The sequence below is a fragment of the Streptomyces sp. SudanB5_2050 genome (assembly GCF_964272335.1).
In the GTDB taxonomy this organism is placed as follows: domain Bacteria; phylum Actinomycetota; class Actinomycetes; order Streptomycetales; family Streptomycetaceae; genus Streptomyces; species Streptomyces rochei.
The window spans coordinates 1,073,222-1,094,734 of record NZ_OZ186760.1; the positions used below are offsets into that span (position 1 = coordinate 1,073,222).

Below are 21,513 nucleotides of genomic sequence, written 5' to 3' on the forward strand. Positions count from 1 at the left end.
CATGGTCAATTCAACGGTGCTCGTCGAGAGCACGCCCACGCGCGACAAGGAAAAGGGACGCGGGAAGGGCAGCGACTTTTCCGAACTCAACCGGCGTATGGCCGACGCGGGGCTGCTGCGGCGCCGCCCGCTGTACTACACGGTCCGCTTCGGCGCGGTCGCGCTGGCGCTCGCGGGCGCCGTCGCCGCCTTCCTGGCCCTCGGGGACAGTTGGAGCCAGTTGTTCGTCGCGGTCGGGGCGGCCGTCGTCTTCGGGCAGCTGGGGCTGGCCGCGCACGACCTCGCCCACCGTCAGGTCTTCACCCGCCGCCGCCCCAGCGAGGCGGGCGGCCTGCTGACCGCCAACCTGCTGCTGGGCATGAGCTACGGCTGGTGGATGAACAAGCACACCCGCCACCACGCCAACCCCAACCACGAGGAGAAGGACCCGGACGTCTCGCCCGACATCCTGGTCTGGTCCCGGGGCCAGGCGAGCAGGGCCAAGGGCCTGCCCCGCTTCATCGGCAAGCACCAGGCCGCGCTGTTCTTCCCGCTGCTGACCCTGGAAGGGCTGAACCTCAGCTTCAACAGCTTCAAGGCCCTGCGCGGCCCGTCCATGAAACGACCGGTCCTCGAGGGCACGCTGCTCGTCGCCCACTTCGCCCTCTACTTCGGCGGCCTGTTCACCGTCCTGTCCCCCGGCAAGGCGCTCGCCTTCATCGCCGTCCACCAGGGGTTGTTCGGGATCTACCTGGGGTCGGTCTTCGCCCCCAACCACAAGGGCATGCCGATGATCGAGGAGGGCACCCGGCTCGACTTCCTGCGCCGCCAGGTCCTCACCTCCCGCAACGTGCGGGGCGGCTTCCTCGTCGACGCCTTCATGGGCGGTCTCAACTACCAGATCGAGCACCACCTCTTCCCCAGCATGCCGACCCCGGCCCTCGGCAAGGCCCAGGTCATCACCGAGCGGTACTGCGCCGAACTGGGCGTCCCCTACCACCAGACGGGGCTGCTGGCCTCGCACCGGGAGGCGCTGCGCCACATGCGCAGCGTCGGGGAGCCGCTGCGCAACGCCGGCTGAGCGGTCCGTGCACCGCCCCGGCGTACCGCGGTCAGCTCCGCAGTACGCCGGTGCCGAGCAGTGCGAACAGCAGGAGACCGACGGCGGTCCGGTAGAGCACGAAGGCGTTGAAGGAGTGCTTGGCGACGAACCTCAGCAGCCAGGCGATGGAGGCGTAGGCGACCACGAAGGAGACGAGGGTCCCGACCGCCAGGGGCGCGGCCCCCGTCCCGGCGCCGAGGGCGTCCTTCAGTTCGTAGACGCCGGCGCCGGTCAGGGCGGGAATGCCGAGGAAGAAGGAGAGCCGGGTGGCGGCCACCCGGTCGAGGTCGAGCATCAGGGCGGTGGACATGGTGGCGCCGGAGCGGGAGAAGCCGGGGAAGAGCAGGGCGAGGATCTGGGAGCCGCCGACCAGCATCGCGTCCTTGAACGACGTGTCGTCCTCGCCCCTCTTGTGCCGGCCGGTCCGGTCGGCGACCCACATCACGCCGCTGCCGACGATGAGCGAGCCGGCCACCACCCACAGCGAGGCGAGCGGCCCCTTGATCAGCGGCTTGGCGGCCAGGCCCACGAGCACGATCGGGACCGTCGCCGCGATCACCCACCAGGCGAACCTGTAGTCGTGGTGGTACCGCTCCTCCCGGTCGGTCAGCCCGCGCAGCCACGCGGTGGCGATCCGCGCGATGTCCTTGCGGAAGTAGACGAGGACGGCGGCGATCGCGCCCACCTGGATGACCGCCGAGAAACCGATGACGGCGTCGTCGTCGACCGGGATGCCCATCAGCCCCTCGACGATCTTGAGGTGACCGGTGGAGGACACCGGCAGGAACTCGGTCACCCCCTCGACGGCTCCGAGGACGACGGCCTGACCGATGCTGATGGCGCTCATGGCATCCACGTCCTACTACACGCTCCGTGAGCCGTCCGTCACCGTGGGAGCGCGTCGGCCGATGTCACCCCCGTGAGCGCCGACGCGGGCGCTCACGGGGTCTGCCGGCGGCGTCAGCGGTGGCGGAACCACGCCGTGGCCGGCAGGGCCCGGTCGTCGTAGCCGAACAGCGCCTGGTTCTCCCAGCCGTTGCCGGAGGCCGGGTCGGCCGGGTCCCAGCCGTTGCCCTCCACCGCCGTCCAGGTCGCTTCCCAGTAGAAGACTCCGAGGCCGCGGCCGTTCGGGACGGCCTCCACGATGTCCGCCACGGTGTTCATCCACGCGCTCTGACCGGCCGGGGTCGCCGGATAGCCCGGCACCAGTTCGGCCGCGGTGTCGATGATGTTCTCGTGCGCGTCCTCGCTGTCCAGCCGGAAGGGGTAGGCCGTCTCGGCGACGAAGACGGGCTTTCCGTAACGGGCCGCGGTGTCGTCCAGGGTGGTCTGGAAGGCGGAGAGCGGTCCGTGCCAGTAGCCGTAGTACGACAGCCCGACGGCGTCGAACCGGACCCCGTGCGCGACGGCGTTGTCGAACCACCAGCGGGTGCCCTCCAGGTCGCCGCCCTCGGCGAGGTGCAGCGCGACCGGCGTGCCCGGGTCCGCCTTCTTCACCGCGTCGTAGCCGCTGTTGAGCAGCCCGGCGAGGCGGGGCCAGTCGTCAGTGGACCCCTCGTCCCACAGCATGCCGCCGTTGATCTCGTTGCCCACCTGCACCATGTCGGCGCCGGTGCCCTGCGCCTCCAGCGCGCTGAGCACGTCGTAGGTGTGGTCGTACACGTCCGTCTTCAGCTGCGCGTAGGAGTGCCCGGCCCAGGCGGCGGGCTTCTTCTGGGCGCCCGGGTCGGCCCAGGTGTCCGAGTAGTGGAAGTCGACCAGCAGCTTCATGCCCTGTGCCTTGACGCGCCGGGCGGTCTCCAGCACCCGGGCCTTGTCGTTGTAGCCGTCGGCCGGGTCCACCCACACCTTGAGGCGGGCGTAGTTCATGCCGGCGGCCCCCAGGACGCCGAGGGCGTCGGCCTTCGCGCCGGATGCCGTCCGGTAGACACCGCCCTTCGCCTCGCTCTTGGCGAGGGAGGAGACGTCGGCGCCCTTGACCGGCAGTCCGGTGGGCGCGCCCGGCGCGAAGGTCAGGTCGTCGACGTTGATCCAGTCACCGGCGTGCGCGTCGCTGTGGACGCTGACGGTGCACTGGTGGTTCGTCACCCGGACGGGCACGACGATCCGGATCCACCCGTCGGCGGAGACCGGGAGGTCGGTGCGCCGCTCGGCGCCGCCGCAGTTCTTCAGGGCGATCCAGGCGGCGTTCTGGCCACCGCCGGAACGGACCCAGGCGGTCAGCCGGTAGTCGCCGTTGGCGAGTCCGGACAGGTGCTGGTACGTCTCGACCCGGTAGGCGGTGGACGACCAGTGGCTCAGCCGGTGGCCTCCGCCGCGCCCGCCGGGCTCGGTGTACGAGGCGCCGCCCGCGCCGTACTCCGACCAGCCGCTCGGGGTGGCGGCGCCGGTGCCGCCGGCCTCGAAACCGGCGTTGGTGAGGGTGCCGGCCGCGTAAGCGCTCTGGGCGGGCAGGGTGGTGAGGGCGAGCCCCGCCACCAGGGGCGGGAGCAGTGCCTTGAGTGTGCGTCCGGGCTGGTGCATCGTCGTCCGTCGTCCCTTCGACGTGGGGGATGGAGGAGATGGAGCGGATCGTGCAGGGGGAAGCTCGGGTGGCGACGGCTAGCCGTCGAGCCGTACGACCCGGACCGCGCCGGCCGGGACGGCGAGGCGGCCGGCCGGCCGCTCCCCGGTCAGCAGCTCGGTGCCGTGCGCGTCCAGCGGCACCTTGGCGTCCGAGGCGGTGTGGTTGACCGCGAAGAGGTAGGTGCCCGATGCGCCGGTGCGGCGGACCACCTCGACGTCGCGCGGCAAGTCGGTGCGGGGGGCGATGCCCGCGTCCTCGGCGGCCCCGCCCAGGACGGTGTCCAGGCCGTCGGCGCCGAGCCGGGTGGAGACGTACCAGGCGGTGCCCTCGCCGAGGCGGTGCCGGGTGACGGCGGGCCGGCCCGCGGTCAGTCCGTCGGCGTACGTCCACACCGGGTCGGCGCCGCGCGGCACGACGAACTCCGTCCACACGTCGCCGTGCAGCTCGCCGCCGTCCGGGCCGGTGAGCCGCACCCGTTCGCCCGCCAGCAGGGGGGAGAACTCCTCGACGGTGAGGCCGAGCACGTCCCTGAGCGCGCCCGGGCAGGGGCCCTCGTGGACGGCGTCGTGCTCGTCGACGATGCCGGAGAAGTAGGAGACGACGAGGGTGCCGCCGTGCTCCACGTACTCCCGGAGGTTGTTTCCGGCCGCCTCCGTCGCCAGGTACAGCGCGGGGACGACGACGAGGGGGTAGGGCGACAGGTCGGCTTCGGGGTGGGCGAAGTCGACGGTGAGGTGGCGGTCGTAGAGCGCCTCGTAGAAGGTGTCGGCGCGTTCGCGCGGGTCGTGGTCCTCGCTGGGGCGCCACTGGAGGTTCTGCGCCCACCAGGAGTGCCAGTCCCAGACCATGGCGACGTCGGCCTCGGTGCGGGTGCCGCGGACCGGGCGCAGGGAGTCGACGGACGCGCCGAGTTCCACCACCTCGCGCCACACGCGGGTGTCCGTGCCGCCGTGGGGCAGCATCGCCGAGTGGAACTTCTCGGCGCCGCGCCGGGACTGCCGCCACTGGAAGAACATGGCGCCCTCGGAGCCGCGCGCCACGTGGGCGAGGGAGTTGCGGGCCATCTGGCCGGGGGCCTTGGCCGGGTTGCGGGGCTGCCAGTTGACGCCCGACGTGGAGTGTTCCAGCAGCAGCCAGGGGGCGCCGCCCGCGACCGAGCGGGTGAGGTCGGCGGCCATGGCAAGGTTGACGTGGGTGCGGCGGCCGTCGGTGATCAGGTAGTGGTCGTTGGTGACGAGGTCGACCTCACGGCCCCAGGCCCAGTAGTCGACGGAGTCGCACTGGCTGAGGGCGGTCATGAAGTTGGTGGTGACCGGGACGCCGGGCGACAGGCGGTGCAGGATGTCCCGCTCGGCGATGAAGTTCTCGCGCATGGTGGCGTCGGCGAAGCGCTTGTAGTCCAGCGCCTGGGCCGGGTTGCCGACCGTCGGGGTGGTGCGCGGGGGGTTGATCTGGTCGAAGCCGGCATAGCGCTGGCCCCAGAACGCGGTGCCCCACGCCTCGTTGACGGCGTCCACCGTGCCGTACGCGGTCGCGAGCCAGCGGCGGAAGTGCGCGGCGCAGGAGTCGCAGTAGCAGGCCGAGACGGGGACGCCGTACTCGTTGTGGACGTGCCAGAGCGCGAGGGCCGGGTGAGTGCCGTAGCGCTCGGCGAGCCGGGTGGTGATGTTCGCCGCGGCGGCACGGTAGTCGGCGTTGCTGTGGCAGATGGCGCCGCGTGAGCCGAACTCGTACCGCACCCCGTCGGCGGTGACGGGAAGGGCCTCGGGGTGGGCCCGGTAGAACCAGGCGGGCGGGACGACGGTGGGCGTGCCGAGGTCCACCCGGATGCCGTTGTCGTGCAGCAGGTCGAGGAGCCGGTCCAGCCAGCCGAAGTCGTACGTGCCCGGGGCGGGCTCCAGCAGGGCCCAGGAGAAGATCCCCGCGCTCACCATGGTGACCCCGGCCTCGCGCATCAGCCGGACGTCTTCCTGCCACATGTGCTCGGGCCACTGCTCGGGGTTGTAGTCCCCGCCGAAGGCGAGCCCGGTGAGGCCCCTGGGGGTGGTCTCCGGCATGGATGGTCTCCCGGTGTCGATCGAAAAAGTGGGAACGTGCACACACATCGGATGCGCTGCGAGCCCAACATAACCGCACAGCAACAACCATTGACAAGTGTCCGGGATGTTTCTCTACTGTGAACGCTCACAGAAGCATGGCAGGTCTCCGCAGCAGGTGGGGACCCAGGTCAGGGGAGAGTTCCATGCCGTACACGAAGCGCCGCCGCCTGGTGACTTCCGCCGTCGCCGTCGCCCTCGGGGCGAGCACCCTCGCCGCCTGCGGCTCGTCCGACGACGGCGGCGACGCCCGGTCGGGACCGGTCTCGCTGACGTACTGGACCTGGACGCCCGGCATGGACAAGGTCGTCGACCTGTGGAACAAGGGGCCGGGCAAGGAGCAGCAGATCACCGTCACGGTGAAGAAGCAGGCGTCCGGCGACACGCTGGTCACCAAGATCCTCACCGCGCACAAGGCCGGCCAGGCGCCGGATCTGGTGCAGGCCGAGTACCAGGCGCTGCCCACGCTGGTCAGCAACGACGCGCTCGCCGACATATCCGGTGAGGTCGACGACGTGAAGGGCAAGTTCGCCGACGGCGTCTGGCAGCAGACGACGCTGGGCACGGACGCCGTCTACGCCGTGCCGCAGGACATCGGGCCGATGATGTTCTACTACCGCGAGGACCTGTTCGAGCAGTACGGACTCGAGGTCCCCGCCACCTGGGAGGAGTTCGCCCGGACCGCGCGCGAGCTGAAGAAGGCCGCTCCCGACAAGGACCTCACCACCTTCTCCGCCAACGACTCCGGCCTCTTCGCCGGGCTCGCCCAGCAGGCCGGCGCCCGGTGGTGGACGACCGAGGGCGAGAAGTGGAAGGTCGGCATCGACGACGAGGCGACCAGGAAGGTCGCCGACTTCTGGGGCGGTCTCGTAAAGGAGGGCGCCATCGACAACCAGCCGATGTACACCCCCGCCTGGAACAAGGCGCTGAACACCGGCAAGCAGATCGCCTGGGTCAGCGCGGTGTGGGCGCCCGGCACGCTGACCACGGCCGCGCCCGACACCAAGGGCAAGTGGGCCATGGCCCCGCTCCCCCAGTGGTCCGGGAGCGAGAACCGCACCGGCAGCTGGGGCGGTTCCTCCACCGCGGTGACCACCGACTCGGAGAACCGGGAAGCCGCCGCGAAGTTCGCCGAGTGGCTGAACACCGACGCCGACGCGCTGGGCGCGCTGGCCAAGGAGGGCGGCATCTACCCGGCGTCCACCTCGGCCCAGCTCAGCGGCGCCTTCGCCGAGCCGCCGGCGTTCTTCGCCAACCAGCCCGACTTCTACACCAAGGCCGCCGACATCGCGAAGACGACGGCGCCCTCGGCCTGGGGCCCCAACGTCAACGTCGCCTACACCTCCTTCAAGGACGCCTTCGGCGCCGCCGCCAAGAACAAGTCGGACTTCTCCGCCGCCCTCGGCACCATGCAGAAGGAGACGGTCGCCGACCTGGAGAAGCAGGGCTTCGAGGTCGCGCGGTGACCGGCACGACGGCACGCAGGGGAGCCCTGCGCGCCCCCTACTTCTTCCTCCTCCCCGCGACCACCCTGTTCCTGCTGTTCTTCGCCCTGCCCATCGGCTACGCGGTGTATCTCAGCTTCCGCAAGGTGGAGGTGTCCGGGCTGGGCCTGGGCGCCGGGGCCCGGGAGGAGGTCTGGGCCGGCTTCCAGAACTACACCGACGCCCTGGGCGACAGCGAGCTGCTGGACGGGGCGCTGCGCGTCCTCGGCTACGGCTGCCTGGTCGTGCCCGTGATGCTGGGCCTGGCCCTGCTGTTCGCGCTGATGCTCGACTCCGACCGGGTGCGGTTCACCCCGGTCACCCGGCTCGCGATCTTCCTGCCGTACGCCATCCCGGGCGTGGTGGCGGCGCTGCTGTGGGGCTTCCTGTACCTGCCGGACGTCAGCCCGTTCCACTTCGCGCTCGACCGACTGGGACTGCCGCAGCCCGACCTGCTCGACGGCGGTCCGCTCTACTTCGCCCTGGCGAACATCGCCGTGTGGGGCGGCACCGGCTTCAACATGATCGTCATCTACACCTCGCTGCGGGCCATCCCCGCCGAGGTGTACGAGGCGGCGAAGCTGGACGGCGCCTCCCCGCTGCAGATCGCCCTGCGGATCAAGATCCCCATGGTGGCCCCGTCGCTGGTGCTGACGTTCTTCTTCTCGATCATCGCCACCCTCCAGGTGTTCAGCGAGCCGACCACCCTCAAGCCCCTGACCAACTCCGTGTCCACGACCTGGAGTCCGCTGATGAAGGTGTACCAGGACGCCTTCGGCAAGGGCGACATCCACTCCGCCGCCGCGCAGGCGGCGATCATCGCGCTCGTCACCCTGGTGCTGTCCTTCGGGTTCCTGCGGGCCTCGAACCGGCGCAACAAGCAGGAGGCAGCCCGATGAGCACCCTGGCCGTCCGCAAGACCCGCCCGGCCGCCGGCACCACGCCCGGCACCGCCCAGGGACCGCCGCGCCGCCGCCGGACGGCACTGGTCCCGACGCTCACGCTGGCCCTCGGCGCGCTCTACTGTCTGCTGCCCGTGGTCTGGGTGGTCGTCGCCGCCACCAAGTCGGGCAGCGAACTGTTCTCCACCTTCACCTTCCTGCCGGGGACGGGCTTCACCGACAACGTGGGCGACCTGAGCGCCTACCGCGACGGGGTCTACTGGCGGTGGATGGCCAACTCGGCCCTGTACGCCGGTCTCGGTGCCCTGCTGTCCACGGCCGTGTCGGCGGTCAGCGGCTACGCGCTGGCGACCTACCGCTTCCGCGGCCGGGAGGCGCTGTTCAACGTGCTCCTCGCCGGTGTGCTGATGCCGCCGGTCATCCTCGCGGTGCCGCAGTACCTGCTGCTGGCCGAGGCGGGGATGACGGACTCGTACCTGTCCGTGCTGCTCCCGCAGGTCCTGTCCCCGTACGGCGTCTACCTGGCCCGGATCTACGCCGCGGCGGCCGTGCCCGCCGACGTGGTGGAGGCCGGGCGGATGGACGGGGCGGGCGAGTGGCGGATCTTCACCCGCGTCGCGCTGCCGATGATGGTGCCGGGGCTGGTGACGGTGTTCCTCTTCCAGTTCGTGGCCGTGTGGAACAACTTCCTGCTGCCGTACATCATGCTCAGCGACGACGAGAAGTTCCCGATCACGCTCGGCCTGCACACGCTGCTGGAGCAGGGCGCGAACACCCCGGCGCTCTACACGCTGGTGATCACCGGTGCCTTCCTCGCCGTGCTGCCGCTGGTCGCCCTGTTCCTCGTCGTCCAGCGCTTCTGGAGCCTCGACCTGCTCTCCGGGGCCGTAAAGTCATGACCATGAGCAACACGGGGGGCCGGCGCCGACCGCCCACGATCCACGACGTGGCACGCGAGGCCGGGGTCTCGCGGGGCACGGTGTCACGGGTGCTCAACGGCGGGCACTACGTCAGTCCGGCCGCGGAGGAGGCCGTCAACGCGGCCATCCGCAAGACGGGGTACGTCGTCAACCGGCACGCCCGGTCGCTGATCACCGGGCGCTCCGACTCGGTGGGCTTCCTGCTCACCGAGCCGCAGGAGCGGTTCTTCGAGGACCCCAACTTCAACGTCCTGCTGCGCGGCTGCACCCAGGCGCTGGCCGCGCACGACGTCCCGCTGCTGCTGATGCTGGCCGGGACGAAGGACGAACGGCGGCGCATCACGCGGTACATCACGGCGGGACACGTCGACGGGGTGCTGCTGGTCTCCAGCCACTCCGGGGACCCGGTCGCCGAGGAGCTGCGTGCGGCGGGGGTGCCGCTGGTCGCGTGCGGCAAGCCGATCGGGCTGGGGTCGAAGGTGAGTTACGTGGCCGCCGACGACCGGGACGGCGCCCGGGAGATGGTCCGCCACCTGCTGTCGCTGGGGCGTCGGCGGGTGGGGATGGTGACCGGGCCCCTGGACACCCCGGGCGGTGTGGAGCGGCTGGCCGGCTACAAGGAGGAGCTGGCGGAGGCGGGCGTCGCCTTCGACGAGCGGCTGGTGGTCTCCGGCGACTACAGCCGGGCCAGCGGCGAGGCGGGCGCCGAGCGGCTGCTGGCGCGGGCCCCGGACGTGGACGCGGTCTTCGTCGCCTCCGACCTGATGGCGCAGGGGGTGCTGGCCACGTTGCAGCGGGCCGGGCGGCGGGTGCCCGAGGACGTGGCGGTGGGCGGCTTCGACGACTCTCCGGCCGCGGTCGCCGCCGGCCCGCAGCTGACCACCATCCGGCAGCCGTGGGACCGCATCAGCGCGGAGATGGTCCGGGTGCTGCTGGCCCAGATCGGCGGCGAGGACCCGGCCGCCGTGATCCTGCCGACGGAACTGGTGCGGCGGGCCTCGGCCTGAGTCCCGCTCCGGAGCCCGGTCCGCGCGTGCGGGGCGGGCTTCTCGCGTGCGCGTCGGTCGCCCGGACAACCGACGACGGCCCCGGTGTTACCGTGCACGTATGGCAGCCAGGACCGCCGGTGCGCGGCTCGAGGAGCGTTGGCGGGAGATCCTCTCGGTGCACGCGCGCACCATGTGCGAGATCGATCGCGCGCTGCACCCGCACGGTCTGGGCGCGAGCGACTTCGAGGTGCTCGACCTCCTGGTGACCGAGGGGCCCGAGGACGGTTCCCAGTGCCGGGTGCAGAATCTGGTGGGCCGGGTCCACCTCAGCCAGAGCGCGCTGTCCCGTCTCATCGCCCGGCTGGAGAAGGACGGGCTGGTGGAGCGCTCGATGTGCGCGGAGGACCGGCGCGGCGTGTACGTCGCCCTCACCCGCCGGGGCCGCGAGCTGCACGCGCGGGTGCTGCCGCTGCAGCGGGCCGTGCTGGCCCGCATGCTCGGCGACGAGGAGGACGCCCGCGCCCGGGGCCGCTGCCCCGGGCCGGCGGCGGGCGTCTAGGGCCGGGCCAGCAGGGTCCGCACCCCGTCGGACGTGAGCGTGAGGCGGTGCTCGGAGCCGGCGTCGATGGACAGGGACAGGTCGTCGGCCGGCCACTGCGCGGCGAGGGCGCCCAGCGGCACCATCCGGTAGCGGGAGACGTACGGCAGCAGGCCCGCCATCTCCAGCTCGGAGGTGAACACCGGCACCACCTGCCGCCCGCCCTGCTGCTCCAGCACGGGGAGCGCCAGCATGCCCGGATCGGCGTCCTCCTGGTCGCCTGCGTCGTCGGGCACCGGGACGAGGACGTCGCTGCCGGCGAGCGTGTCGAGCGCCGCCGTGTCCTCGGTGTTCTCGGCAAGTGCGTCCAGCGCGCGCTGGGCGGGCGAGACGGAGTTGTCGTTCGCGGGTGTTTCCATGACAGATCCCTGGTGACGGCGGTGGCATCCCCGCCCCGGTGATCGGCGCGGGGGCGGACCAGCCTCGCGTACCCGATCGCACGGGTCGCAATCATGTGCGACGCCACGGCCGGTCGACGCACCCCGGATACCGATCATCTGATCACAGTACGGCCCACTTGATCGATCATAAGGGCGATGGGGTTAGCATATGAGCGCCGCCTAGCTCGAAAGATAGAGACGTGACTGTCAACGACGACTCGTTCACCAACTGGAAGAACCGCGAGGAGATCGCGGAGTCGATGATCCCGATGATCGGGAAGCTGCACCGCGAGCGGGACGTCACCGTCCTGCTGCACAGCCGCTCCCTGGTGAACAAGTCGGTGGTCAGCATCCTCAAGACGCACCGCTTCGCCCGGCAGATCGCCGGCGCGGAGCTGTCGGTCACCGAGACGATGCCCTTCCTGCGGGCCCTGACCGCGCTCGACCTCGGGCCCTCGCAGATCGACATCGGCATGCTCGCCGCGACCTACCGGAGCGACGACCGCGGTCTGTCGGTCGAGGAGTTCACCGCCGACGCCGTCGCCGGGGCCACCGGCGCCAACAAGATCGACCGCCGCGAGGGCCGCGACGTCGTCCTGTACGGCTTCGGCCGCATCGGCCGGCTCGTGGCGCGCCTGCTCATCGAGAAGGCCGGCTCGGGCAACGGCCTGCGGCTGCGCGCCATCGTCGTCCGCGGCGGCGGTGAGCAGGACCTCGTCAAGCGGGCCTCGCTGCTGCGCCGCGACTCGGTGCACGGCCAGTTCCAGGGCACGATCACGGTCGACGAGGACAGCAGCACGATCCTCGCCAACGGCAACGCCATCAAGGTGATCTACGCCGACGACCCGACGCAGGTCGACTACACGGCGTACGGCATCAAGGACGCCATCCTCATCGACAACACCGGCAAGTGGCGTGACCGGGAGGGCCTGTCCAAGCACCTGCGCCCCGGGATCGACAAGGTCGTGCTGACCGCGCCGGGCAAGGGCGACGTCCCCAACATCGTGCACGGGGTCAACCACGACACCATCAAGCCGGACGAGCGCATCCTGTCCTGCGCGTCCTGCACCACCAACGCGATCGTCCCGCCGCTGAAGGCGATGGCCGACGAGTACGGCGTGGAGCGCGGTCACGTGGAGACCGTCCACTCGTTCACCAACGACCAGAACCTGCTGGACAACTACCACAAGTCGGACCGCCGCGGCCGCAGCGCGCCGCTGAACATGGTGATCACGGAGACGGGCGCCGCCTCCGCCGTCGCCAAGGCCCTCCCGGACCTCAAGGCGAAGATCACCGGCAGCTCCATCCGCGTGCCCGTGCCGGACGTCTCGATCGCGATCCTCAACCTCCAGCTCGCCCGCGAGACCACCCGCGAGGACGTGCTCGACCACCTGCGCGAGGTGTCGCTGACCTCGCCGCTCAAGCGCCAGATCGACTTCATCAGCGCCCCCGACGCGGTCTCCAGCGACTTCATCGGCTCGCGCCACGCCTCGATCGTGGACGCCGGCGCGCTGAAGGTCGAGGGCGACAACGCCATCCTCTACCTCTGGTACGACAACGAGTTCGGCTACTCCTGCCAGGTCGTCCGCGTCGTGCAGCACGTCTCCGGGGTGGAGTACCCGACGTACCCGGCGCCGGCGGCCTGATCGCCGCGGCGCACGGTGAGGGGCGGTGGGAGCCGGGCTTCCGCCGCCCCTCGCGCGTTCCGAGTCGGGGGTGCCGAGCGCGAGGTGACCCGCATCGGCCGACCGTGCCGGGGCATGCGTGTGAGGGCGTACCACCCGGACGCCGGGTCGCGCGCCGGTGTCGCACGACGGTCGGCCGAAACGAGAATGGGGTCATGGACGGACTGGTTCGGCGCTCCCCCTGGGCCGGGGTGCTGATCTGGTGCGTGGCGGTGCTGAGCCTGTCCGTGCTGGCGGCGGCGGCCGTCGTGCGCAGTACCGTCCTCGATGCGGAGTTCTACTCCCAGGTGCTGGAGGACGAGCGGGCCTACCAGCGGTTCTACGACGAGGTGCTGGTCGACCCGGCCGGTACGCCGCTGACCCAGGAGCTGCTGGACCGGCTGCCCGTTCCGCAGTCCACCATCACCTCGAACCTCAAGGTGGTGATCCCGCCGGAGACCTTGCGCGCCATGGGCGACCGGCAGATCGCCGAGGTGATCCACTACCTGGAGGGGGACCGCGACCGGCTGCGGGTCACGGTCGACCTGGAGCCCGTGGTGGCGAACGTGGAGCGGCTGAGCCAGGCGTACTTCGGTGACGCCGTCGCCGCCCTGCAACAGCGGGCCGAACCCGACTTCCAGGCGTTCGTACAGCGCTTGTCGGAGCTGGCGGCGCAGGTGGTGGCCGGTGAGGCGCCGCTGGAGGACCTGCCGACGCTGCCGCTGTCCCACGGGCAGGCGGTGGCCGCGACGGACGCGCTGATGCGCCTGGTGCCCGCCGGGGAGCGGGCCGGTCTCCGCCCCACGGTGCAGTCGGCCCTGGACCGCGGGGACGTGGCCGCGGCGCTGGCCTCGGTCGCGCCGGTCGCGCTGACCGAGGAGGTGCGGGCGGCCGCCGCGGAACTGCTGCGGGAGGCGCGGGAGGGCACCTGGGTCATCACCGTCGACGTCGCCCCGGCACGGGAGGAGCTGGCGGCGGTGGACCGCGCCCGCTCCGTCACCCGCCTCTTCCAGGAGGTGGTGGAACCGGCGGCGGCGGTGCTGTGCGCCGCCGCGCTGACCCTGCTGTGGCTGTCCACGCCCGGTCCCGTCAGACGTCGGCTGATGCCCCTCGGGTGGGTACTGGCGGCAGCCGCCTCGCTGACGGCCCTGACGGTGCTGCTGCTGCGCCTCATGCCGGTCGGCGCCCTGTTCGGGGCGCCGGCCTCCTGGCCCCCGTCGGCGACGGAACTCCTCACCGACGTCCAGGCCACGGCCGTGGACCGGCTCCTGACGACCGCCGTGCTCGTCGCGGTGATCCTGCTCGCCGCGGGCGCCCTGCTGATCACCGTCGGGTGGGTGTGGGAGACCCGGCCGGGCATGCCGGTGCTGACCGATCCCCGGCACGGCCCGGCGCTGACCTTCGCCGTCACGGCGTGCGCGCTGGTCGGCACGATGCTGGCGCCGGTGGCGATCACCGGGTCCTCGCCCCGCGTCTGCCAGGGCAGCGCCGAGCTGTGCGACGCCCGCTACGACGAGATCGCGCAGTTGGCCTCGCACAACGCGATGGCCACGACCGCGGACCGTTTCATCGGTCCCCTCCAGGACCCGGACGTCGTCGGCCAGCTCGACGCCGGGGTGCGCGTCCTGCTCCTGGACACGCACCGCTGGGAGCGGCCGGAGGAGGTCGCGGACCGGCTCAGCACCTCCGACTTCTCGCCGGCGCTGCGGCGGCGGCTCACCGGCATCCTGGAGCGGGTGAACCCTCCGGAGCCCGGCCTGTGGCTGTGCCACTCGGTGTGCGGGGCCGGGGCGCTCGAACTGGCGCCCACGCTGCGGCAGATCGGCGACTGGCTGCGGGCGAACCCCACGGAGGTCGTCACGCTGATCCTCCAGGACGGGGTCGGCGCCGTGGACACCCAGGCCGCCTTCGAGCAGGCCGGGCTGACCGACCTGCTGTACGAGCCGGACCCGGACCCGGACCGTCCGTGGCCGGAGCTGGGCGAGATGATCGACGGCGGCCGGCGTCTGGTGGTCTTCACGGAGAAGGCCGACGGACCCGCGCCGTGGTACCGGAACTTCTACCGGTACGGCATGGAGACGCCCTTCGCCTTCCGCAGCCCGGACGAGATGTCCTGCCTGCCGAACCGGGGCGGCACCGACAAGCGCCTGTTCCTGCTCAACCACTTCGTCACCGCGGGCGGTGGCCGGCGGCTGGACGCCGGGACCGTCAACGCGCGCGAGCGGGTGCTGGAGCGGGCGCACACCTGCGAGCGGCGGCGCGGCAGACCGGTGAACTTCATCGCGGTGGACTACGCGACGATCGGTGACGCGCTCGGCGCGGTCGAGGAGCTGAACGCCGAGCGCCGCGAGGAGGACGGTCGCTTCCCCGTCGAGCGGTCACCGGAAAGGCTCGGCGACGCGGTGCGGGCCGCGTCGCCGAGCGAGTGAGGCGGGCCGGCGGGCCGTGAGCGGTCCGCCGGCCGGTGCGCCGTTCCTAGCGGTCGATCCGGAACTGGGAGCCCGGCTCGACGCGTATGTCGTCCTCGGCCGAGTTGGTGATCGTGACGTCGGTCAGGGTCGCGCTGCCCCGGGCGCCGCCCATCGCGAGGATGCCGGAGCCGTTGTTCGACTTGTCGATGCGGACGTTGCTGATCTTCACGTCCGGCATCGCACCGCCTCCCGTCTTGAACTGGATGCCGTCGTAGGTGGAGTCGAGGATCTCGGTGTCCCGGATGGTGACCCCCGGGATGTCGTGACCCTGCGCGAAGAGGGTGATGGCGCCGAACTCCTGCGCCTCGCCCCAGAAGGCGCCGCCCGTGCGGTGCAGGGCGTTGCCCGCGATCAGGGTCTGCCCGGAGAAGGGCAGCGGATCGTGGTCGGTGGCGAGCATGATGCCCGGGTAGTTCATGGTGTCGGAGACGACGTTGTTCTCGACGGTGTTGCCGTAGCCGCCGTAGATCGCGATGCCGTTGGCCCGCCACGGGAGTTGGACGGTGTTGTTGCGGAAGTGGTTGTCGTGGCCGATGTCGACGGAGGTGTCCTTGACGTACTTGCTGGCCCAGACGGCGAGCGCGTCGTCGCCGGTGTTGCGGAAGGAGGAGTTGTAGACGGTGGAGTTGCGGGTGCCGTTGGCGAAGTTGATGCCGTCGGCGTAGGTGTTGCGGATGCGCATGCCGGTGAACTCCAGGCCGTCACCGGGGCCCCACAGCTCGGGGATGTTCGAGTAGTCGCGGCCGGCCCAGACACCGACGTTGGCGTGCTCGATCCACACGTTGCTGATCTTGGTGTCCTTGCCGAAGCGGCCGTTGAGCCCGACGCCGCCCTCGTGGTTGCCGTCGCCGCCGCGGATGGTGCCCGAGCCGAAGACGGCGAGGTCGGAGATCTGGGTGTTGTGGTCGATGTCGAAGCCGAAGTTGCCCTCGTGCGGGTGGTTGATGCCGCCGGCCTCGTGCGGCGGGGTCAGGGTGTAGAGCTGGGAGTGCCACATGCCGGCGCCGCGGATGGTGACGTCCCTGATGCCCACCTGGTTGAACTGGCCCCGGTTCTGCGGGTCGTCGGTGAGGATCTTCTGCTCCTGTCGCCACTGCCCGGCCGGAATCCACACACAGGGGATCTCGCCCTTCTGGTCGGCGGTGACGGCGCGCTGCAGGGCGTCGGTGTCGTCGAGTCCGTCACCGGGGACGGCACCGTACTCGGTGATCGAGACGCAGCTGTCGGGCTTGGTCTTCGGCGGCGCGACCTGCTCCAGGTCGATCAGGTCGATGACGTAGAAGGCGGCCGTGTCGCCCGCGTCGCGCTGCAGGCGGAACTCGGTGCCCTGCGGGAAGGTGCGGTCCAGCAGCGCGTGGGACTCGTCGAACAGCCGCCGCGCGTCACCGCCGGGCCGGTTGGTGAGGCCCTCGGGGTCGTCCGTGTTGCCGTACAGCCAGCTGTGCTTGGAGGACAGGGTCAGCTTCCGCACGAACTCCCCGTCGGCGTAGAGGCTGATCGTGGCCTCGGCTCCACCGCCGCCGGGGGCGTCGGGGACGGAGTTGCGTACGACGATGGAGTTGGTGGGCGTGGTGGAGGTGAACTCGACGTACTGTCCGGTGGAGTCGAGCCGGACGGACTCGCGGCCGGAGGACTCGGTGCCGAAGTTGGTGTGGCCGAAGGTGCGCTTGGCGTCGGTGGTGAGCAGGGTGCCCTCGTAGCGGCCGTCCTCCGCCTCGTACTCGATGTACGGGACGGCGGCGCCGCGTCCGACGACGATGGACCTGGCGAGCACGTTGTTGTTCTCGTTGGTCTCGGTGACCACGCCGGTCGCGTCGGCGGTGGCGGTGAGCGTGGCGCCGCCGCTCGTCGCCTTCCAGGTGCCGCTGATCGGCACGTTGACGGTGGCGCCCGCGGGCACCTGGCCGGTCGAGCCGTCCAGGGTGGTGGTGCCGGCCTGGAGCCGGGTCACCGAGCCCGCCGCGACGGCGCCGGTGCCGCGGTTGTGCACCGCGACGGTGAAGGAGACGGGCGCGCCCACGGCCGGGTCGGCCGGGTCGGTGGTGATGGAGCGGACCTCCAGGTCGGGGCCGGGGGCCCGGTCGACGACCAGCCGGCCGGAGGCGGTGCGGCTGTTGTTGGAGTCGTCGAGTTCGGCGACCGTGTTCCGGGGGTCGACCACGGCGGCGACCGCGTAGTCCCCGGCCGCGTGGGTGCCGGTGGCGACCTCGACCTCGGCGGTCCCGCCGGGGTCGAGCGCGGGCACCTCGGCGCTGCCGGCGGTGACGCCCTCGACGGTGACCTCGGTGGTCGTGGCGGCCGAGCGGGCGGTCCCGGCGTTGCGGACCGTGGCGTTCACGGTGATCTCGTCCCGCTCGGACGGGTCGGCGGGCGACCAGTCGAGGCCGGTGACGGTCAGGTCGGGTGCGGGCGCGGCGGCACCGACGACCTGGAACTCGGCGACCTGGCCGCCGGGCGCGCCGGTGTTGGAGAAGAAGCGGAGCCGTACGTCGGACACCCGGGCAGTGACCGGGATGGTCACGGTGTTGTCCTTGCCGGGGCTGAAGGCGTAGTCGGCGCGGGCCCGCAGCGAGGTGAAGTCGCTCTCGCCCCGCGCGCGGCCGAGCACCTGGATGCCCTGGGTCCGGGCGGACCAGACGGGGTCCGGGTTGAGCTTGACGACCACGGCGCTGACGTCGGCGTCAGTGCCGAGCTTCACGGTGAGGTCGGCGGGGTGGCCGGCGGCCTCCCAGTAGGTGGAGGTGGAGTCGTCGGTGGCGTGGGCCGCGACGTAGGAGTGGACCGACGAGGTGGCCTCGACCGGCTTGTTGCGGGCCAGGTTGGTGCCGGTGGGCGGGGGCTCGGTGACCACGTCGTCGCCGTACACCTCCAGCTCGGACAGCTGGGCCGCGTTCCAGCCCGTGTTGCCGGTGACGTGGACGCGGACGTAGCGCGTGTCGGCGGGCGAGTCGAGGGCGAGGGCGACGGTGTTGGCGCGGGCGGGGTCGAAGGCGCGGGCCGAGGAGGCGTCGAGGGTGCGGAAGGTGGAGCCGTCGGTGCTGCCCTGGAGGGAGAGGGTCTGGGTGCGGCTCTCCCAGCCGGCGGGCAGCTTGAGGACCACCCGTTCGACGTCTCGGGCCTCGCCGAGGTCGACCTGCACCCATTGCGGGAAGGAGCCTGCCGGGCCTTCCCAGTAGGTCGCCTGGGTGCCGTCCGTGGTGTTGCCCGCCGGGTAGGCGCCGTGGGAACCGCCCGCCGTCGCCGGGCGGCCGAGGGCGAGGTTGACCTCGGCGGCGTCGGTGGCGGCCCGTGCGCCGGCCGTGAAGGGCAGCGGGAGCAGCCCGGCCGTCAGCAGCCCGGCCGCGACGGTGCCCGTCAGCGACCGTCGGCCGAGAGATCTCCATCTCATGGGGTCCTCTTGTTCCGTGGGGATCCGGGGAGCGCGACAGGCCGGCGGACACGGGGGAAGCACCGACCATGTGCGTCAATTGAGCAGGACAGTCGATTCTTTGCGGAAAGTGCGTCATCAGATTTCTAGCGCGTCACCTGTTTGTCAACGGTCCTCGTTAAGGCCGGATTCGGAGCGCAAACAGCTTGCGCCGCTTGCGATGCGCTTGCGTCGTCGTTGACCTCGTCATGTCGTCTCTGCGCGCCGCCGAGCCACTCGTCCAATCTCGTACGGGACGCAAGTCGTGCACCGCCGAGAGAAAACGAAGGGCCGGCCCGACGCCCGTAGGCGTCGAGCCGGCCCTTGCCGGTGGGGTCTCCCCCGGTACGCGGTCAGTCCGTGCCGGACTCCATCGCCGCGCGGTCCAGCAGCTCGTCGTCGGCCGAGACCTCGCCGCGGGAGGCGATGGCCTGGGCGCCGCCCTCCGGCATGGCGCCGATGAGACCGGTCGCGGCGGCCTGGGCGGCACCGATGGCGGGGTTGGCGGTCCCGATCAGGCCGATCCCGGCGTACTGCTCCAGCTTGGCGCGGGAGTCGGCGATGTCGAGGTTGCGCATGGTGAGCTGGCCGATCCGGTCCACCGGACCGAACGCGGAGTCCTCGGTGCGCTCCATCGAGAGCTTGTCCGGGTGGTAGCTGAACGCCGGGCCCGTGGTGTCGAGGATCGAGTAGTCCTCACCGCGCCGCAGCCGCAGCGTGACCTCGCCGGTGACGGCCGAGCCGACCCAGCGCTGCAGCGACTCCCGGATCATCAGCGACTGCGGGTCGAGCCAGCGGCCCTCGTACATCAGCCGGCCCAGGCGCCGTCCCTCGGTGTGGTACTGGGCGAGGGTGTCCTCGTTGTGGATGGCGTTGACGAGGCGCTCGTAGGCGGCGTGCAGCAGGGCCATGCCGGGCGCCTCGTAGATGCCGCGGCTCTTGGCCTCGATGATCCGGTTCTCGATCTGGTCGGACATGCCCAGGCCGTGCCGGCCGCCGATGGCGTTGGCCTCCATCACGAGGTCGACCGGGGAGGCGAACTCCTTGCCGTTGATCGTCACCGGGCGGCCCTGGTCGAAGCCGATGGTGACGTCCTCGGGGGCGATCTCGACGGACGGGTCCCAGAACCGCACGCCCATGATCGGCTCCACGGTCTCCACGCCGGTGTCCAGGTGCTCCAGCGTCTTGGCCTCGTGGGTAGCGCCCCAGATGTTGGCGTCGGTGGAGTACGCCTTCTCCGTCGAGTCACGGTAGGGAAGGCCGTGGGCCACGAGCCATTCCGACATCTCCTTGCGGCCGCCCAGCTCCGTCACGAAGTCGGCGTCCAGCCACGGCTTGTAGATCCTCAGCTGCGGGTTGGCGAGCAGGCCGTAGCGGTAGAACCGCTCGATGTCGTTGCCCTTGAACGTCGAGCCGTCGCCCCAGATCTGGACGTCGTCCTCGAGCATCGCCCGCACCAGCAGGGTGCCGGTGACGGCGCGGCCCAGCGGCGTGGTGTTGAAGTAGGCACGACCGCCCGAGCGGATGTGGAACGCCCCGCAGGTGAGGGCGGCCAGGCCCTCCTCCACCAGCGCCGCGCGGCAGTCGACCAGACGCGCGACCTCGGCGCCGTAGGTCTTGGCGCGGTCGGGCACCGAGGCGATGTCGGGCTCGTCGTACTGGCCGATGTCGGCGGTGTACGTGCAGGGGACGGCGCCCTTGTCACGCATCCACGCGACCGCGACCGAGGTGTCGAGGCCGCCCGAGAAGGCGATACCGACGCGCTCGCCGGTGGGGAGGGAGGTGAGGACCTTGGACATAGGAAGAGTATGCATGATGACGCATGACCATGCAAAGCGGGGTGGTCAGCGGGACGGCATCGCCAGGTACCGGTACTCCAGGAACTCCCCGCCGGAAGGGACCGATGAGTTTCCCGCCGGCCGCCGGTCGTACATCCTGAACGCACTGACAACGGACTTGAGACAGTGGAGAACCCGAGATGCGCACCCTGATCAGCACCGCCTTCGTCTCCCTCGACGGCGTCGTGGAGGCCCCGGGCGGCGAGCCCGGCTACCGGAACTCCGGGTGGACCTTCAAGGACGTGGAGTTCCTGCCGGAGGCGTACGAACTCAAGGGCCGGGAGCAGAAGGAGGCCACGGCCCTGCTGATGGGGCGGGTCAGCTACGAGGCGTTCAGCCCGGTGTGGCCGGACATGGAGGAGTTCGCCGACTACAAGGTGATGCCGAAGTACGTCGTCTCCACCACCCTCACCGAGGACGATCTGGTCTCCAACTGGAACGAGACCACCATCCTGCGCTCGCTCGACGAGGTCGCCGCGCTGAAGGAGTCCGAGGGCGGTCCGATCATCGTCCACGGCAGCGCCGCGCTGAACCGGAACCTGTCGGACGCCGGCCTGATCGACCGCTACCACCTGCTCGTCTTCCCGCTGCTGCTCGGCGCGGGCAAGCGGCTGTTCAGCACCACGGACAAGGACACCCAGAAGCTGAAGCTCGTCGAGCACGAGGTCTACGCCAACGGCATGCAGAAGCAGATCTTCGACGTGGTGCGCTGACCCGGCTCAGCCGCGCAGCGTCCTGCGCAGCACCAGGCCGCCGATCGCGGCGAGGGCCGGGAAGCCGCCCTTGGGCATGACCGCGGTCCCCGCCACGCCGACGGCGGCCAGCACGGCGCCGGCGGCGCGCTGGGCCGGGACGTCCCGGTGCTCCTCCGCGGACCGCAGGAGCCGGCCGCCCATCCAGAGGGCGGGCGCGGCGGCCAGGAACCAGAAGGCGGTGGCCCGGTCGCCCCGGTCCGGCACGGAGCCGAGGGGGTTCCCGCGCGCGAGGTCGGCGAGCACGTCGCGGTAGACCACCGCGCCGACGGCGCCGTGGGCGAGGCCGACGAACTGGAGTTGGCGTCCGGCTGAGCGTCGCGTCATGGGCCCCATCGTAGAGGCGGGCCGGCCGCCGACGAGCGG

Annotated in this window: 16 protein-coding genes; 9 read left to right on the forward strand and 7 right to left on the reverse strand. The window is 71.3% G+C overall.

Going from position 1 to position 21,513, the window contains the following annotated elements:
• The first annotated feature begins 1 nt into the window (after nucleotide 1).
• Nucleotides 2–1,060, forward strand: a complete 1,059-nt coding sequence (locus ACFZP7_RS04580; protein WP_210899910.1) for an acyl-CoA desaturase — start codon at nucleotides 2–4, stop codon at nucleotides 1,058–1,060.
• A 31-nt stretch (nucleotides 1,061–1,091) separates the two neighbouring features.
• On the opposite strand, the gene ACFZP7_RS04585 is transcribed toward ACFZP7_RS04580, so the two are convergent.
• The 3 genes from ACFZP7_RS04585 to ACFZP7_RS04595 all read right to left on the reverse strand — a co-directional run bounded on the left by ACFZP7_RS04585 (nucleotide 1,092) and on the right by ACFZP7_RS04595 (nucleotide 5,704).
• Nucleotides 1,092–1,928 carry an undecaprenyl-diphosphate phosphatase gene (locus ACFZP7_RS04585; protein ID WP_385633910.1) on the reverse strand — a complete coding sequence of 279 codons (837 nt, stop codon included), beginning with the start codon at nucleotides 1,926–1,928 and terminating at the stop codon, nucleotides 1,092–1,094.
• Between the two features lie 113 nt (nucleotides 1,929–2,041).
• Complete coding sequence (locus ACFZP7_RS04590) at nucleotides 2,042–3,604, reverse strand: arabinogalactan endo-beta-1,4-galactanase (RefSeq protein WP_385633911.1); 1,563 nt, start codon at nucleotides 3,602–3,604, stop codon at nucleotides 2,042–2,044.
• Between the two features lie 78 nt (nucleotides 3,605–3,682).
• The gene (locus ACFZP7_RS04595) at nucleotides 3,683–5,704 is read right to left on the reverse strand and encodes a beta-galactosidase (protein ID WP_385633912.1); all 2,022 of its coding nucleotides are present in this window, start codon (nucleotides 5,702–5,704) and stop codon (nucleotides 3,683–3,685) included.
• Nucleotides 5,705–5,889: 185 nt separating this feature from the next.
• Here ACFZP7_RS04595 and ACFZP7_RS04600 point away from each other — a divergent pair, with 185 nt between their 5' ends.
• The 5 genes from ACFZP7_RS04600 (at nucleotide 5,890) to ACFZP7_RS04620 (ending at nucleotide 10,597) form a co-directional block, all read left to right on the forward strand.
• Nucleotides 5,890–7,209, forward strand: a complete 1,320-nt coding sequence (locus tag ACFZP7_RS04600; protein WP_385633913.1) for an ABC transporter substrate-binding protein — start codon at nucleotides 5,890–5,892, stop codon at nucleotides 7,207–7,209.
• Nucleotides 7,206–8,126, forward strand: coding sequence for a carbohydrate ABC transporter permease (locus ACFZP7_RS04605; protein WP_385633914.1), 921 nt, complete (start codon nucleotides 7,206–7,208; stop codon nucleotides 8,124–8,126). The genes ACFZP7_RS04600 and ACFZP7_RS04605 overlap by 4 nt, the downstream gene beginning before the upstream one ends.
• Entirely contained in the window at nucleotides 8,123–9,028 is a 906-nt protein-coding gene (locus ACFZP7_RS04610; RefSeq protein ID WP_030977472.1) for a carbohydrate ABC transporter permease, read from the forward strand. The genes ACFZP7_RS04605 and ACFZP7_RS04610 overlap by 4 nt, the downstream gene beginning before the upstream one ends.
• Entirely contained in the window at nucleotides 9,025–10,056 is a 1,032-nt protein-coding gene (locus tag ACFZP7_RS04615; protein ID WP_030977474.1) for a LacI family DNA-binding transcriptional regulator, read from the forward strand. The genes ACFZP7_RS04610 and ACFZP7_RS04615 overlap by 4 nt, the downstream gene beginning before the upstream one ends.
• 100 nt (nucleotides 10,057–10,156) lie before the next feature.
• Complete coding sequence (locus tag ACFZP7_RS04620) at nucleotides 10,157–10,597, forward strand: MarR family transcriptional regulator (RefSeq protein WP_031020681.1); 441 nt, start codon at nucleotides 10,157–10,159, stop codon at nucleotides 10,595–10,597.
• Here ACFZP7_RS04620 and ACFZP7_RS04625 read toward each other — a convergent pair.
• Nucleotides 10,594–10,995, reverse strand: coding sequence for an SseB family protein (locus tag ACFZP7_RS04625; protein ID WP_019327155.1), 402 nt, complete (start codon nucleotides 10,993–10,995; stop codon nucleotides 10,594–10,596). The two genes, ACFZP7_RS04620 and ACFZP7_RS04625, sit on opposite strands and share 4 nt — an antisense overlap.
• A gap of 221 nt (nucleotides 10,996–11,216) precedes the next feature.
• Between ACFZP7_RS04625 and ACFZP7_RS04630 the strand changes: the two genes are divergently transcribed.
• Nucleotides 11,217–12,662 (forward strand): glyceraldehyde-3-phosphate dehydrogenase, encoded by a 1,446-nt coding sequence (locus ACFZP7_RS04630; RefSeq protein WP_019327154.1) that lies wholly within the window; start codon nucleotides 11,217–11,219, stop codon nucleotides 12,660–12,662.
• 194 nt (nucleotides 12,663–12,856) lie between these two features.
• Nucleotides 12,857–15,109 carry a hypothetical protein gene (locus ACFZP7_RS04635; RefSeq protein ID WP_385633915.1) on the forward strand — a complete coding sequence of 751 codons (2,253 nt, stop codon included), beginning with the start codon at nucleotides 12,857–12,859 and terminating at the stop codon, nucleotides 15,107–15,109.
• A 46-nt stretch (nucleotides 15,110–15,155) separates the two neighbouring features.
• Here the strand turns inward: ACFZP7_RS04635 and ACFZP7_RS04640 are convergent, their stop codons facing one another.
• Both ACFZP7_RS04640 and argG read right to left on the reverse strand, forming a co-directional pair.
• On the reverse strand, nucleotides 15,156–18,539 hold the full coding sequence (locus ACFZP7_RS04640; RefSeq protein WP_385633917.1) for a CARDB domain-containing protein: 3,384 nt from the start codon (nucleotides 18,537–18,539) through the stop codon (nucleotides 15,156–15,158).
• A gap of 371 nt (nucleotides 18,540–18,910) precedes the next feature.
• Nucleotides 18,911–20,356, reverse strand: a complete 1,446-nt coding sequence (gene argG / locus ACFZP7_RS04645) for an argininosuccinate synthase (protein WP_030977480.1) — start codon at nucleotides 20,354–20,356, stop codon at nucleotides 18,911–18,913.
• A 179-nt stretch (nucleotides 20,357–20,535) separates the two neighbouring features.
• Between argG and ACFZP7_RS04650 the strand changes: the two genes are divergently transcribed.
• Nucleotides 20,536–21,108, forward strand: a complete 573-nt coding sequence (locus ACFZP7_RS04650) for a dihydrofolate reductase family protein (RefSeq protein ID WP_270890368.1) — start codon at nucleotides 20,536–20,538, stop codon at nucleotides 21,106–21,108.
• 6 nt (nucleotides 21,109–21,114) lie between these two features.
• Here ACFZP7_RS04650 and ACFZP7_RS04655 read toward each other — a convergent pair whose 3' ends face one another.
• Nucleotides 21,115–21,474 (reverse strand): DUF6463 family protein, encoded by a 360-nt coding sequence (locus ACFZP7_RS04655; RefSeq protein ID WP_031020675.1) that lies wholly within the window; start codon nucleotides 21,472–21,474, stop codon nucleotides 21,115–21,117.
• Nucleotides 21,475–21,513 lie beyond the last annotated feature (39 nt).